This window comes from Dictyobacter halimunensis (assembly GCF_036245075.1).
In genome coordinates this window covers 3188338-3203063 of record NZ_BSRI01000001.1, presented here as the reverse complement: position 1 = coordinate 3203063, position 14726 = coordinate 3188338, and the positions used below count along the sequence as shown (strand labels likewise).

The window sequence follows — 14726 nt, the reverse complement described above, 5'->3', positions numbered from 1 at the left end:
AGACACACAGCCAATCCCGGCACGTCTTCACCAATGAGTCATCACGCCATGTGAAAACCCAGCATGAAGGAGGAAAAGGAGGGCGACCTTGCTCGTCGCCGATGCTGCCCGCTATGTTGCAGCTGCATTACGCTCTGCAGCGCTATCGCGACCGGAGCAGAAGATAGCCGTATGCTCCATATTCATAGATGACTGTTTCCAATACTATTCGCCGTTTACAGCTCTACATGTCGATGCTTTGACAATGTTCAGCAGAAAGGACTTCTTCCCATGGGTGTTACCGCAATCAAATCCATCCAAAACAACAATACCACTGGCGCGTACTACATCAAAAACTTAGAGCATCCCAGCGATACCGCCGGTCCAGATGGTCCGATGAAAGTTGCACCGGGACAACACATCCCATGTAACATGTGGATTCCCTGGTGTACGTCGCAAAGCGATTTCTATAACAATCACCGCATCATCATCGTCCCCTTTACCAACGATGCCAATGCTCCCACTCTGACCATCTGGCAACAAGGTGACTATGTCCGGTATTCGCGTGATGGCAGCTTTCATAACAATGGCACCCTCGTCCCCGGCAATAGCACCGTCAATGGTGACCGCAGTCTCGAAATCACAGGAACCAGTATCTACGATGTCGACATAAAATTGTACTAACGGAAGAGAAACAACGAGAGAGAGAGAAGCTCTTTGAAGGGGCATTCTTGAAGAACGAAACATCAGGCTCACGATGCTTCTCTCCTCTCGCGCTCACTCTTCTGCATATGTGGCGACGCATCGCCATATTCCCTACAAAAAAAAGACGCCACATCCCCGCCGACGCCCTGTGGCTTCGCTGCTGCCCTCGTACGTCATCAACAACGTCATGGCCTCACCGATGACCAGCTCGCCGCGCTCCTGCGGTGCTCACTCGACACCCTGACGCATCTGCGCCTCTATCGTCTCCCGGTCACCGACCAGGAACTGGCCCAGATCGCGCACCGCTTCCACGTCGACCAGGCCGCGCTCTCCGCTCTCCTCTCCGACGCATCAGAGGACGTGAACGCGCATTGAACATACACTGAATACAAAACAAAGGCTGCCAATCACCTGATCAGCAGCCTTTGTTCGCACGTGTAAAACGAGGTTTGAGCCATATTCTGTCCGTTTTGACCCATATATACGACCAGTAGTTCGTTAATTTCTGTGAAAATGAGCCAAATTTTCGCGAAGTGGATTACAAGATACTTTATTTTCCTGTGTTGATGGTGAGTTAAGAGGAAGAGAGCATTCTGCTTCTGCTCGTGTATGATCAGAATGTTCTCCTCCTTAAGCTGGCTCAACTCAATGGAATAAGCGAGTGGTATTGGCTACCGGGCGACTGCTGCGGTGATTCCTCTGCACGCGCAAGCGTGATATGACCAGCCTAAGGCATTGGTGAGTCGAGGAATTCAGTGAGGATCGGCAGGAGCAGTTGGATGCGTGTTATAATCCCGTGGTACGGAGGCGCCCAGCCTACGTGCGTCGTGGCCGGAAGCACCGCGAGCGAGGACCCTGGTAGACCGGCCATGTCACCATCGCCTTTACCACCACCAAGCAGGCCAAAGAACTCTATCGCGTGCGCCAGGCTCATGCCATCTGCATCTCCCACCATAATGAGGGTAGGAGTCTTGAGTGCCGCGACCTCCTGTTCCCAGTTGTAATCGGATGTCACCAACTGCCTGATCTTGTCCACAACCGTTGGCCAGGCTTCGGGTTTGGGCGAGGTCTTGAGATAGGCATCGTGGATTGGCGTGACATCCAAGGCTTCAGCATTCATCGCGGCCATAACGGCCAGGTCTTCGGGATACCAGCCCTCTGTTTTGAAGGGAGTTGAGGTCAGCACCAGTTTCCGCACCACCTCAGGGTGCTGAATCGCCGTTTGTAGCCCGACGCCTCCTCCTAGAGAATAGCCGAAGAGGTCGGCCTGTCCAAGGTCGAGGTCCTTGATCAAGGCAGCAATATCGTCGGCCAGCAACTCAAAGCGCAGAGGCCGATCAATATCAGCGGTATGCCCATGCCCCTGTAACTCAACAGCAATGACGCGCCGAGTTGCGGCCAGCTGGGGTACAAGCTCCCCCAGCGCCTCAATCGTGCCGTAGGCACCGGGAAGAATGACCAGCGGTTGTCCGCTCCCAGAAATTTCGTAGTAGAGGTCCAACCCATTTATCGAGGCGTAGCTGCCCCTCTGGTTCTGCCTGGTTGTCATGAAAATCTCCTTCTTGTGTGCTTTGTCGCTGCATTCCAGGAAGAGCAGTGACAGGTTCAAATGGTTGATCTTATTGAGGACGCCATAGAGGGCAGGTTGATCCTGGAGTGTGCCGGTCAACACTGTAGTGCCATCGGGCTCATGCCGAATCTGTAAACCTTCCAGCCAGGGCTGCCACGATGGGTCCAGATGCCCTTTGAGATGGATCGAAACGTGCATCACTGTCCTCCCTTGTCTGAATGTGTCCCCTCGAACACACTCTACCTGAGAAGAGGGGGTCTTGCCATCACGCATCTTCGTGATTGTAGAGGTGATTACACGTCTGTTGGGTAATCGGATGGGTAATCAGGATGGCAAGTGAGGGGCGCAGCCAGAGAGTGTTAGAGCCAGCGCAACTGACGGGCAGCCTCAATAGCTTGAGTCCGCCGGTTCACGCCGAGCTTGCGATAGATACTGCCAACCTGGGTTTTAATCGTGTTGGGGGAGACAATCAATTCCTGGGCGATCTCGACATAGGTGCTCCCAGCAGCCAGCAGCCGCAACACGTTGAGCTCCTGGGGCGAGAGCGGTTCCCGCGCTCCAAGAGGTGAGGCATCAGTTCTGCTTGTGTGCTGCGCTGGCCTGGACGCATGGTGTTCAAAGGCGGTCAGCAAGCGTCTCACGTAGGATCGAGAAAGGGCTGGAGAGAGATCTGTGGTTTGCGTACCGCGTGGGACCGTGAGCAGAGTCTGAAGGACCCTTTTCATGGGCTGGCCCTCATCCAGGTACACACGCAGGGAACCCTCTGGCTCCGTCATTGCAAGCAAACGGGACATCACGGCCTGGACGTGTTCGCGCCTCCCCGCCTGGTGCAGAGCGACAGCGTAGGCTGCCAGATACTCCATAGCGAGAGCGATATTGCCAGGCCGATCGAGTTGTTCGCGAAACTGCTCCAGCAGATCAAGTGTTCGTTCAGAGTGCTGCTGTGCGAGATAGACACGAATCTGCATCAAAAACACGTCATTGTCACTGGGCGTCCAGGTGTGTGGAGAAAACACGACCTGCTCGGCCCAACGACTTGCCGCATCAGGATTCCCTCCTACCAGCCAATACCACGCGCGCATTCCAGCCACCAGGAGGGCCTGGCCTGCGAGGGTTTCTTGCCGGGTCAGCGCCTCTGCCTGCTGCAGCGCCTGATCTGCGGCGGTTAGATTGCCACAGGCCATTCCGATCTGCGCCAAAAGCTATAGCCTATTATCAGCAGATCGACCTGCTGCCAATCATGAGCGATGCGCAACATGTGCCGTACCGCGTCAGCGGCCTTATCCAACCGGTTCCAGGCGTAGTAAGCGCAAGACAGAAAGTAATGCAAGTATCCAGCCCAGGCGGTGCGCCCATCCCCCTGCTCTACGAAGGCCAGGCCCGCCAGGCACTCCCGTTCCACATGCTGCCACTGCCCGGCTCTCAGATACGCAAAGGCTAACCATTCTCCCACTCTGACACGCGCCAGCCAGTCTCCTGCTTTCAGCGCTTGCTGCTTGACTTCTAACAACCAGGGAAGCAAGAGCGCCCCTTCGCGCTGAAATACCTCGACCCGCCAGAACTTGATGGAGTAGGCAATCATGCTCCAGCAGATCTCCTCATCCTGGCCACATTCCTCAACCTCCCGAGCCAGTGCGGACAAACGCTCTTTCTCACCACCTTTGAGAATCGCTCTCGTCTCGATCCAGGCCCGTAGGAGACGCAGGCGCCGCCTTATCGTGGTCAATTCAATGAGCGTGTCCGTCTCTTCGCCCTCAGAACTGCCTACACGTGCGTCCTGACAACCCAGCATCTCTTCCAGGCGCGCAAGCGTTTGCTCGACCTGCGTTCGCGTTTCGTTATAGACCGCATCCGTCACGCTATGGAGCGATTCGAGCAGGCGCAGCGTCACGATGAGCGCAAGTTGAGCAGAGTGCCACAGGATGCTATCAGGAAGCGCGACGATCCAGCTATACATCGCGTGTGCTTCACCGTTGAGCAAGAAGGTGGGCGCGGCTTGCTCCATCAAGCGCACCGCGAAAAGATAGTCAGTCGCGGCCAGAGCGTGGGTGATAGCCTCTCTCAGTTCACCCTGTGCCTCATAAAAGCGGGCGGCGCGTTGGTGTAATTGAGGGATCAGCTCTGGGTGATTGGCGTGCAAACGGACGAGGAGCACCTCACGAAAAAGATCGTGATAGCGATACCACTGTCGCTCGTCATCTAACGGGACCACAAAGAGATTGGCACGTTCGAGCTTTTCCAACATCTGCTGGCTTGCCTGGAGCGAAGATCCCGCTGTCACCGCCTGGCAGAGGGCGGCGTTCATGCGCAATAAGATGGCTGTCTGTTGCAAAAACTCCTGCAAGGGGGCAGGCAAGTCCACCAGAATGTCCTGTTGCACGTAGTCGAGCAGATAGCGATGGGAGCCCGCAAAGTCCTGAACAAACGCCGAGCGATCCTCGTGCTTGCGCAAAGAGAGGGCCGCCAGTTGTAGGCCGGCAATCCAGCCCTCTGTGCGCGTCTCCAGGATCTCCACCTCTTCTTCAGAGAGCGGGAGATCCATGCCTTGCAACAAAAAGCTGGCGACTTCAGCCTGGCTAAAGCGCAGGTCCTGGTCGCGCAACTCGAACAGTTGTCCACGCATACGCCACCGGGAGAGAGGAAGAGCAGGATCGCTACGGGTGGTGAGCACCAAGTGCACAGTGGCGGGGAGGCGCTCAAGGAAGAAGAGCATAGCCTCAGAGATGCTGGACTCAGAGATCACATGATAGTCGTCAAGGATGAGAATGATATCCTGGTTGCTCTGCTCAAGTTCACTCAGCAGGTTCGTCAGGATAGTTGCGAGCGGAGGTGGCTCTGGTGCGTGTAAGAGGGCGAAAGCGGTCTGCCCAACCGTGGGCAAGCTCGTTCGCAGAGCCGCAATGACCGAGGTCCAGAAACGGGTCGGTTCCCGATCCTGTGCGTCCAGCGAGAGCCAGGCAAAAGCCCGCTGGGGTGACTGCGTGTCCTGGGCCTTTCCCCCACGAGTCTCTCTGCTCTGCGTGGCTGCTACCCAGGCCGAGATCAGCGTGGTCTTTCCACTGCCTGCAGAAGCACTGACAAGCGTCAATGGATATGCACGTACAGCATCCAGTTCCCTGAGCAAGCGCGAGCGCTCGACCAGCCAGCTTGGTAGACGGGGAGGGGAGAGCTTGGCCCGGAGCAGAGGGGAACGCAACTCCCAGGACTGCACCCCTCTTGATTCCAGAACAAGAGGGGGAGGCGATGACAAATGAGTGAGTTCCCTGGCGGTCTGCTCCAGGTGGGCAAATGTCAGTTTGGCTGAGGGTCCCAGGTAGCGCTTATGGGTACGCCCCGCCTGTCGACGATAGGCGTACCAATAGCTCGATCCGCGAGGGCGCGCCTCTTTCATGAGATTGAGGTGGCCCCCTTGCCCTTGAAAAGCAACGGTTGTGTGCTTATGCACCCAGGCAAGCCACACGGACTCATCCTGTTGACAAAACGACTGTTGGAGTTGCCCATGCCTGTGAAGGCTATATCTCTGGTGTTCTTCAGACCAGATGAGGGCGTGCTCCGATGATTTTGGCATCGATCCGTTGCTCCTGCTCTTCTCTTGAGGGATGGCGAGTCTTCTCCAATCCTCAACACGTCGATTACCCAACAGCGATGAGTATAGCACAGACAGGATGGAGCCGGCAAAGCTTATCAAACCATTTCATTGCCGTCAGTAACAACCAGGCGTATTCTATGGGAACTACCTCACTTTCTGCCAGTGCCTGCTAAAACAGAACGTCTTTGATATCACCCAACATGCGTGCGTAATCACCTTTATCTTTCCTGTGCCCCTTCGATTGGGAAGCCTTGCTTGCTCCATTCATTGAAGCCACCAGCCATACTTACCACATGGGTGTAGCCCATTGGCTGGAGCGTTTGAGCTGCTAGCATCGAGCGCCCAGCTGATGACACCCGAGCAGGCCCGCACCCTCATGGTCGACTTCGCGCAGCACGAACTCACCCACTGGATGCACGCCCGGCAACCAGGCCCGCCTCCCCTCGTCTTCGGCCGCTTCCCGTCCTAGTATCCCTGCATCCCTCACTGCCGCGGGATGCCCTCTTCGGGCGACGATACCATGAGCCAGGCTCCTTTGCATCGCTCACGACACCACAGCACGCTCTCTTCCCTCTCAACACCTACCACAAGACGGCGAGAAAAAGAGAAAAAGAGAAACCGCTCTCCGTGTCAACTCAGATGAAAATGTTACTGAGAGAGCACAACGAGACGCGGTTCACTCAAATGAAAATGTTACCGAGGGAACTGAGCTATTCCGGACAACAACGATGCCGGCACAGAGCATGAATAGCACGAGTCCGGCTGCGGCAACAACCATCAACCACGGGAGGATCAAGAGTACCGAAGGCAGAACCAGTCCAATCCCAGCCAACAGTTCACTGGCGCCAATCACGCGCACCAGAGCGCCAGGGGAGTGACTGGCCCAGAGAAAAGAGCCGGTGAACGGTTGCCAGAGGCTGAAAAGCTTTCAGCACCCCAGAAACGAGACAGAGCACAGTCAGGAATCCCTGCACGATCCACAGTGCCAGATTCATGAACACCTGCATCTTTTACTCATGGTGGTGAGCCTGCTTTCGGACAACGTGCCAGGTGCGGCTCTTCAGGAAGTGGTTGTCGTAGAGCTCCTGAGAGGCCAGCAGTTCCGAAAGCGTTGCCTCTCCCTGTTTCAGGCGTTCGACGAGCCGGAAGTATTCGAAGCGAGGAAGCCCTGGGGCCTGGGCGATCGGAAAATCGGCAGCGTGACCAGGAGGAGTCGCAAACGCGTGGGCCATATCGGGTGGGATCACCACCCGATATCCTTTGCTGGCAATGATCACCTGATCTCTTGCGAGCAATTGGAGCTGACCATCAAGCAGGTAGAAGAGTTCAGCTGACTGGTGATACGTGTGCGGCCTGGCTCCCTCCAGATCTGCTCCCATCGTCGTGCGCATGATACTGAGCGCAGCGACTGTATGGTTCAAGTGAAACCACATGTATGCGCCGCTTCTGGAGGCTTTATAAAATCGAAAAGACACCATGATGATCGACGACACCACTCTCCTCACCGTCTGGTATGCCTTCGCCGCCAGCGCCCCTGGCTTTCTTGGCCACACCCTTCGTCTCCACCGTCAGCACTCCGGTCTCTCGATCACACAGCAACGCGCCCTGCGCGGCCTGCACTATCCCTCGCATGATAACCCTCTGGACATGCCTGCAGGCCATGCCTTTGCCTCGCCCCCAGCGCGTCGACGCCGATCTCCAACGCATCGTCACCTACGTGCTCACTTCGTTCCCTGGTGCCACCATCCACACCGCCCAGCTGGCCGCACTCCTATGCGCCCCGGTGGAACCATTGGAGCCATAACGGCCTCTAACAACGAACAAGGTGAGCAGGCCCGGCACCGTGCCGGGCCTGCTCACCTTGTTCCACTCTCACGTATTGTTCACATTTTCACCTCACGTATTGTTCAAAGCATGACACAAGGAGGCTGGCACAGTCAATTCCATATGTATTTGGGCTGCTTTTTTCTTCGCTGTTTGAGCGCTCCTTCTCCTCCCTCCATCGGCCCCTGTCCTCTCCCCACGCGTTTTCCCTCCCTTTTCGCCTTTCCCTCTTTCTCCCCAGTCCACCACGAAAAAAAGTGCTCATGTATTTTTCGCATTTACATACTTGAGCGCACCAGGGCAAGATCATCCGAAGCGATAATTTCTGGCTTCTCCCAGGCGCTTTCATCCCACAGCACCAGCACATCCTTTCCCCGCTGTTTCCAGCTCATGAGGCGCTGGTTGGCTCGATGCCACAGATACGAGCGGATCAGCTCAGCGGACCATTTGGAACAATGCTACAGCCGGGAAAGGCGCTTGGTGCCTGCTGGAGCTCTGTCGGGCGTTTCCAGATAGCCGCCCATTTCCGAGAGCAGCAAGCCATTAACCCGATCACGGAAGGTCAAGATCACCATCACGGTTTGCAACATTGTGCGCACCAGTCGTTTGTCGATACGGGTATCAATTTCTATGAGCAACGGGGTCAGAAACCGAGCCAGATCAGCATACAATCCCTCAGCCATCTCAGCCGGGAAATATGGTGGAGTTTGTGGCTCTTCAAGCTGTGTGAGATATTGAGAAGACAAAAACAACGCCTCCTGGATTGACTGTATGTTCCAATCTTTCTTCAGTCTCTCTCAGGAGGTGTCTTTTTACAAACCCGACCTTAAAATTCGGGATGTCTCATGGTCTGTTGTTGTAAAGAATGCGCTGTGCGCATTCTTTACAACAACAGAGAAAAACAGTTAGGGCGCACCACCATTCCCATGGTCATGGGAATCAAGCCACTGTACAAGCAGGTCTTAACCAGAATTTTCCTCACCGAATTTTGAGATTCACATTTAGATTGGGGACTCACCGATGGTAACTGGATCCGTAAAATTAACGTGTATCTCTTGGGCCGTGAAGGAAATACCTTCCCATCCGTTGGTGCAGGTGAAAAAGTCTGCCTGAGAGGCCCCCAACGTCTCAAACAGCTCCTGTGTTATATCCTCAGAAGGATAATTCGCTGGATTGATAGGGGTGGACGATCGCCTTGTTATGCCAGGGTAACCATGCCAGTCGGTACCCCCGTAGGGATCACCGGGCGTATGGATGATGTAGAGATTGTAACTGCCAAAACCATATTGTTTCTGCACATCCGGCGCGACCCAGCTTTTCTGCGAGGACGGCGTGACCCAGTAGGCCTGTGGAGGTGTACCAGAAAAAGGGTGGGCGTCTAGTGGATAAATGATCGGTTTGTCTGTCACATGATTCATCCATTCACTCACCACATATTGGGTAGGGAGCAACTTCTGGTAAAAGCTGAGCCTGTATTTATCCTTGACTAAATCCGGGAGTTGGCCAAAATCGGTGGCTTGCCAACTCCAAATCGTCTGAGCCAGGCGCCCTACAATCGGGAGCAGTAGTCCATCCATAAGTATCCGGTTGGTTCGTTGACCGTTCAGTGTGAGCAGCGTTTGATAGGCAGCGTTTAGCTGGTCTTTGATCTGTTGAGGAAGGGAAGGATCTAACGACGAGATCGTGGACTGATTGTTAGTCACTGATGGCAATAATCCAACGATGTCCGACCCGGCAAGCAAAGCCATCTGCCCCACCTTTGCCTCTGGTACGACACTTAGTATGGCCAGCGCATCACCCAGGATGATGCTGAGCCAGGCGCCAGATGAATCACTCGCCGCCGGTGCAGCGGTGAGGGCAGCGTTTAGCTTGTCAGCTACTTTTTTCAGCATATCTCCCTGGATCATCAACAACTGATTGAGGAGAGCATTCGTATGATTATACAGTTGCCAGACCTTATGCACGTTGTCTAGTTCTGCGGCTAAGGTATTGCGCACAACCGTCCAATCCTCTGATTTCCAGTCTTCCAGGGTTACCCCTATCAGAGGATTGTCCACTTGGAGCAGCCGACCACTCCACGTGGAAAAGTCCCCAAAATTATTTAGATTGACATAGGTGCGGCGGATGTCGTTACCGGGAACAGGGCCGTTGTCAGAGATCTGCGAGCCAATGATCGTATACGCTAATTGCTGTGCCGGGGTTGTGAAAACCATGAGAGGGGTTTGTGGAAGCATCATCAGTGGAGCCAGGCTTTGTGGTTCAGACCACGGTGACGTAGTAGCTCCCATCACAGTAGCGATCTTAAGATCTCGTCCAATGGAACCGGCAGTATCAGATGGTTTTGCCGGGTCCGGGGGCAGCGGTGAACGTCCATCGTCCAATGGCCAGTAGACCGCCAGGTCCGGATCGCCTTGGGATGGAGAGGAGAGCATGTCGTTCATGACTTGTTGGGCTGTGCGAGCTGTCTTCCAAAGCGCGATACGGCGGAGGGAACCACTGAAGAACCGTTCACCTCCCCCTCCGCGAGCACCTATCGCCCACGAAGCCTGTACTTGAACGGCTCCAGTTGCATCCTGCCTGGTCGCTACAAGTTGGCCGTTGCGATACAGCACCCATTGCGTCCCGTCATAGACGCCACACAGGTGTACCCAGCGTCCAAGATCGGAAAGGGGCATGGGAGACGCTGCCACATGATCCGCGCCATTCCAGGAGCCAACCTGATACTGCCCGTTGGTGATCCGCAGATACACTTCACCTTCAGGAGCAGCGCTATAACCATGGACGATGATGTTGCGCAAGCCATCATAGGCAGTGGGCTTAATCCAGGCTTGCAACGCAATCTGGTTGGTGATTTGCAAATTGTCCGGGTTGCCGATGTCGGCGTACACGCTGCTCCCGTTGCATGCGAGGGCTACCTCGTTGTTTAGGACCGTGGTGATAACTGGCCAATTATGAGGAACCGGCGACCAGATAAACGTGAGGCGATTCTGGTTCGCCCGCGTCGCCAGTTCGTCTGGTAGGAGGATGGGGATGACCAGATCAGGGAGGCCGCTGTTCTGGCGATTGAGGTACGCGATGGCGAAGCGTCCGGGTAGTGCTGATAGCGGTAAGGGGGCGGGAACTCCGGCATTGGCAGCACTGGTCTGCAGAGGATTCCCTACCTGGTAACCCTGGCTGTTGACGAGCCTGCAAGTAAATAGAGTGGAATCGCCTGCGGGCATCTGCACGATCTGTTGCACTGAGAAGACTCCCTTGGGAAGCGCCGGGTCCGGGTCAAAACGATAGGAGACTTCATAGCCGTCTGAGGTTTTGTTGTTGGAGGCCTGGAACAGCACGGGGAGGTTTACTGACGCCGGGTTGTAGTGCCAACTGACGAGGCCAGAGTCGCTGCGAGCGAGCAACTCAGATTGTCCATCGCCATCGATATCGGCGGCCTGGATGGTGGAATAATAGGGGGCGATGTCCCAGTGGTGCGTATCAGCTAGCCCGAGAGGTCCCGCGTCCAGGTTGGTCCATTTCTGACTGCCTGTGTCAAAGGCGAAGGTATGCAGGCCATCTCCACCGCGTACCAGCAGTTCAGCCTGTCCATCGCCATCGATATCAGCCAGCCGCAGGGTGCTATAGTATTGGGGCTGGTTCCAACCTCCGGTATCGGTGAGGCCGAGAGCCCCGGCGTTGAGGTCGTACCATTGTTTATGCGCGCGGTTGAAGGCGTAGGTGAAGAGGCCATAGGGGCCACGGAAGATGAGTTCGGCCTGTCCATCACCGTTGATGTCCGCCACCCGCAACGTCTCGTAATATTGTGACTGGCCCCAGCCGTTGGCATCATCCATGCCCAGAATGGGGGCGTTGATGTCCTGCCACTGATTAATTGCACGATTGAAGGCGAAGGTATGCAGACCATCTGCGCCGCGCACAAGCAATTCGGCTTGCCCATCCCCGTTGATGTCGGCTAAGCGCAAGGTGCTGTAGTATTGAGGTCGATTCCAGCCACCGGCATCGGTGAGGCCAAGGGTCCCGGCGTTGAGGTCATACCAGCGCCCACTGGTTGGGTTGAACGCATAGGTGGACAGACCCGCGGCGCCACGTACGATAAGTTCGGCCTGTCTATCGCCATCGATATCGGCCAGGTGCAGGGTGCTATAGTATTGGGACTGGTTCCAACCTCCGGTATCGGTGAGGCCGAGAGCCCCGGCGTTGAGGTCGTACCATTGTTTATGCGCGCGGTCGAAGGCGTAAGTGAAGAGGCCGTAGGGGCCACGGAAGATGAGTTCGGCCTGTCCATCACCGTTGATGTCCGCCGTCCGTAGCGTTTCGTAATATTGTGACTGGCCCCAGCCGTTGGCGTCATCCATGCCCAGAATGGGGGCGTTGATGTCCTGCCACTGGTTAATTGCACGATTGAAGGCGAAGGTGTGCAAACTATCTGCGCCGCGCACAAGCAATTCGGCTTGCCCATCCCCGTTGATGTCGGCTAAGCGCAAGGTGCTGTAGTATTGAGGTCGATTCCAATCGCCGGCATCGGTGAGGCCAAGGGTCCCGGCGTTGAGGTTCTGCCACCGTCCATTCATCATCCCAAATATTAGAGATATAGCCATCGTTTGTTTCTCTCTCGTTCCGTGAGTTCCACTGATCTCTGAGTTGAGCGTTAAACTCCTGGCTTTGCCCCGGACTTCTCCGGGCAAGAAGGGGCAGAGATCAGTCGATGCTTCTCTACGTTTACAACGTCTCCTCGTCATCAGATCTTCGACTACAAACCTCGTCATACCTCCCTTACAAATTCAGGTAGTAACACCAGACAGTAGCACAATGAAAAAAACACAGCTTCTGCTATACACTCATTTAGACGATGGCGCTTTGCCTTTTTTGTATATAGCATGCTAAAACATCTTGACGAGAATAGCAGTCATGGCATGTGACTATTGATTTTATGCCTATAAAAGAGAGATGAAAGGCTTTTGTGAGGCAAACACGGCCATAAACCTGTAAGAATCTTACACGAAATTTGAGCATGCTGTAACAGCGCCAGAAAACCGGCAATGGGAAGGGATTAATGCAGATCATTTCAGGCTGTTTCTGATGCAAAGGCCGCTCCAGACGATCAGGCAAAAGCTGCACCGTCGCATTTGCTACACAAAAAAACATCACCTTCCTGGCACACTCCAATGCTTTCACAGGCTGCTTGCTCCCTATGCTATACTTACAACAACAGTGCTGGCCCGCTGCCCCCTCATGCTTGACGACATGGTACGCAGCGGGCCAGTTCTCCCCTGTCACTCTGTCACTCGGGTGTCCTTCATTTTTTTGCAGAGCCAAAATGGTACGATAGAAACAGGTTCGAACCCCAAGGAAGAGAAAGGTGGACACGATCATGAAGTCGGAAGACCTGGAGCAGCGCTGGCAGCAACAAAGTCAAGAAGCCTTTCACACACTTGCCCAATGGCAGAAAGAGCATCCCAAAGCCACCCTGGCCGAAATTGAAGCCGCCATTGATGCCCAACTCGATCAGGTACGGGCGCGCATCATTGAAGAGATTGCTCAAGCGGAGAGGGAAACCACCCAACACGGGCCACGATCGTGTCCGCAATGCGGCACACGCATGCATCAACGAGGGACGCATGAGCGAACCTTTCAAACGCGAGGACAGCAAGAAGTGAGCGTGAGCCGTGATTACCAGAGCTGCCCCGCCTGCGGATACAGCTTTTTTCCCCCTCGATGAGCAACTGCAACTGCCTCCCACCACGTTGTTACCTCACGCCCATCACAGTCTGGTTCGCTTAGGAACGCATCTGCCTTTTGCGCAAGCCACCAAAGAAGTGCAGGCGTTGCTTGGCATTCGCATCAGCGAGGCCAGCGTCCGGCGCTGCACCATCGAGGCAGGACACATCGCCGAGGAGATCCAAAGCGAACAAGCCCATCCCTCAGCAGCCCGACCTCGTTTCCCTCTTCCTGCCGCCCTAGTCGTTGAGCAGATGGCGATGGGCAGCGATGGCGGGATGGTGCCCTTGCGCGGTGGGGTCTGGGGCGAAGTGAAAATGGCCGTATTTGCTCAGGTGAACCGCTCAACAGCGAAAACCGAGCAGCACAGCTCCTTCGCGCGGTTGACGGATGCGACGATCTTTGCGGATCTGGCTTCGGCGGAAGTAACGCGACGAGGGATCGCACAGGCCAGACAGGTGTGTGCCATCCAGGACGGAGCCGAGTGGTTGCAAGGCTTTGTGGATGGACATCGCCATGATGCGGTTCGCATCTTAGATTTTGCTCATGCAGCCCACTATCTCGGTCAGGTCGCTGAACAAGGACCACAGCAGGGCTATCATGTCCCTGAGCGATGGCTCAATGTGGTTCTTCATGAGCTCAAACATGCGGGTCCAGAGCGCATCATGGAACATCTGCAATGGTGGAAACGTGCTCGGCCTTTGCCAGCGGTCACCGATGCGCTCCGCTACTTCGGCAAGCGTCTGGCGCAGATGAACTATCCGCAGTTTCAAGCCCAAGGATGGCCCATTGGCTCAGGGATGGTCGAAAGAGCCAACAAAGTGGTGATGCAAGCACGTCTCAAGGGAGCAGGCATGCATTGGGAGCCGGGCACTGTCAATCCCATGCTCGCCTTACGGGGAGACATGTGTAACGAGCGCTGGGAAGAAAGTTGGCAGTATCAGCAACGCTGGCGCAACGATCATCGACATGCCCAACGACAGCAGCGGAGCCTCCAGCGACGCGCTCGCTGCGCGCAAGAGCAGCGAGCGCTCATTCTGCACATCTGTCTGCGGTTGCCTTCCTCAACGTTTGCTCCACAACCTTCTTCTCGCAAAGGACGAACCGAGGGGCAAAAACGCTGGGGAAGGCAAACCTTTTCGCATCGCATGCTTCAAGATGGCTCTGCAAAAAATGAAGGACACCCTTCCAACAAGGGTGAGCGTCAAATTTTTGCACAGAGAAAGACAACGAGAAACGTACATCGTAGGTTTGGGTCTTGCGCCCGATTTTCCCTCCGCGCATGTTACCCCCAAAATAATCGTGTTTTTGGTGTATAATCGAATGAGGAGGTAAAAATCG

General features: G+C 55.2%; 15 protein-coding genes. 4 read left to right on the top strand and 11 right to left on the bottom strand.

Annotated features, from left to right (window positions below; genetic code table 11):
• The first annotated feature begins 270 nt into the window (after window positions 1-270).
• On the top strand, window positions 271-663 hold the full coding sequence (locus AABA21_RS13145) for a hypothetical protein (RefSeq protein ID WP_338250638.1): 393 nt from the start codon (window positions 271-273) through the stop codon (window positions 661-663).
• A gap of 748 nt (window positions 664-1411) precedes the next feature.
• On the opposite strand, the gene AABA21_RS13140 is transcribed toward AABA21_RS13145, so the two are convergent.
• The 9 genes from AABA21_RS13140 to AABA21_RS13110 all read right to left on the bottom strand — a co-directional run bounded on the left by AABA21_RS13140 (window position 1412) and on the right by AABA21_RS13110 (window position 7475).
• Window positions 1412-2452, bottom strand: coding sequence for an alpha/beta fold hydrolase (locus tag AABA21_RS13140; protein ID WP_338250636.1), 1041 nt, complete (start codon window positions 2450-2452; stop codon window positions 1412-1414).
• 161 nt (window positions 2453-2613) lie between these two features.
• Window positions 2614-3453, bottom strand: a complete 840-nt coding sequence (locus AABA21_RS13135; RefSeq protein WP_338250634.1) for a helix-turn-helix transcriptional regulator — start codon at window positions 3451-3453, stop codon at window positions 2614-2616.
• Window positions 3420-5822 (bottom strand): DUF6788 family protein, encoded by a 2403-nt coding sequence (locus AABA21_RS13130; protein ID WP_338250631.1) that lies wholly within the window; start codon window positions 5820-5822, stop codon window positions 3420-3422. Before AABA21_RS13130 ends, AABA21_RS13135 begins: the two co-directional genes overlap by 34 nt.
• 239 nt (window positions 5823-6061) lie before the next feature.
• On the bottom strand, window positions 6062-6151 hold the full coding sequence (locus AABA21_RS39370; RefSeq protein WP_420917152.1) for a hypothetical protein: 90 nt from the start codon (window positions 6149-6151) through the stop codon (window positions 6062-6064).
• 20 nt (window positions 6152-6171) lie between these two features.
• The gene (locus tag AABA21_RS13125; protein ID WP_338250630.1) at window positions 6172-6384 is read right to left on the bottom strand and encodes a hypothetical protein; all 213 of its coding nucleotides are present in this window, start codon (window positions 6382-6384) and stop codon (window positions 6172-6174) included.
• A 135-nt stretch (window positions 6385-6519) separates the two neighbouring features.
• Window positions 6520-6696 (bottom strand): DoxX family protein, encoded by a 177-nt coding sequence (locus AABA21_RS39365; RefSeq protein ID WP_420917112.1) that lies wholly within the window; start codon window positions 6694-6696, stop codon window positions 6520-6522.
• Window positions 6680-6838 (bottom strand): hypothetical protein, encoded by a 159-nt coding sequence (locus tag AABA21_RS13120; protein WP_338250628.1) that lies wholly within the window; start codon window positions 6836-6838, stop codon window positions 6680-6682. The genes AABA21_RS39365 and AABA21_RS13120 overlap by 17 nt, the downstream gene beginning before the upstream one ends.
• A 15-nt stretch (window positions 6839-6853) precedes the next feature.
• On the bottom strand, window positions 6854-7276 hold the full coding sequence (locus AABA21_RS13115; protein WP_338250626.1) for a cupin domain-containing protein: 423 nt from the start codon (window positions 7274-7276) through the stop codon (window positions 6854-6856).
• A gap of 22 nt (window positions 7277-7298) precedes the next feature.
• Entirely contained in the window at window positions 7299-7475 is a 177-nt protein-coding gene (locus tag AABA21_RS13110) for a hypothetical protein (protein WP_338250624.1), read from the bottom strand.
• Here AABA21_RS13110 and AABA21_RS13105 point away from each other — a divergent pair.
• Complete coding sequence (locus tag AABA21_RS13105; protein ID WP_338250622.1) at window positions 7474-7647, top strand: hypothetical protein; 174 nt, start codon at window positions 7474-7476, stop codon at window positions 7645-7647. The genes AABA21_RS13110 and AABA21_RS13105 overlap by 2 nt on opposite strands.
• 478 nt (window positions 7648-8125) lie before the next feature.
• Here the strand turns inward: AABA21_RS13105 and AABA21_RS13100 are convergent, their stop codons facing one another.
• Together AABA21_RS13100 and AABA21_RS13095 are read right to left on the bottom strand one after the other, a co-directional pair.
• A complete protein-coding gene (locus tag AABA21_RS13100; RefSeq protein WP_338250620.1) occupies window positions 8126-8413 on the bottom strand; it encodes a hypothetical protein in 288 nt (95 codons plus the stop codon).
• Window positions 8414-8668: 255 nt separating this feature from the next.
• Window positions 8669-12265 carry a LamG-like jellyroll fold domain-containing protein gene (locus AABA21_RS13095; RefSeq protein ID WP_338250618.1) on the bottom strand — a complete coding sequence of 1199 codons (3597 nt, stop codon included), beginning with the start codon at window positions 12263-12265 and terminating at the stop codon, window positions 8669-8671.
• A 761-nt stretch (window positions 12266-13026) separates the two neighbouring features.
• On the opposite strand from AABA21_RS13095, the gene AABA21_RS13090 reads away from it, so the two are divergent.
• Together AABA21_RS13090 and AABA21_RS13085 are read left to right on the top strand one after the other, a co-directional pair.
• Window positions 13027-13386, top strand: a complete 360-nt coding sequence (locus AABA21_RS13090) for a hypothetical protein (protein WP_338250616.1) — start codon at window positions 13027-13029, stop codon at window positions 13384-13386.
• Entirely contained in the window at window positions 13334-14704 is a 1371-nt protein-coding gene (locus tag AABA21_RS13085; RefSeq protein WP_338250614.1) for an ISKra4 family transposase, read from the top strand. Before AABA21_RS13090 ends, AABA21_RS13085 begins: the two co-directional genes overlap by 53 nt.
• Window positions 14705-14726 lie beyond the last annotated feature (22 nt).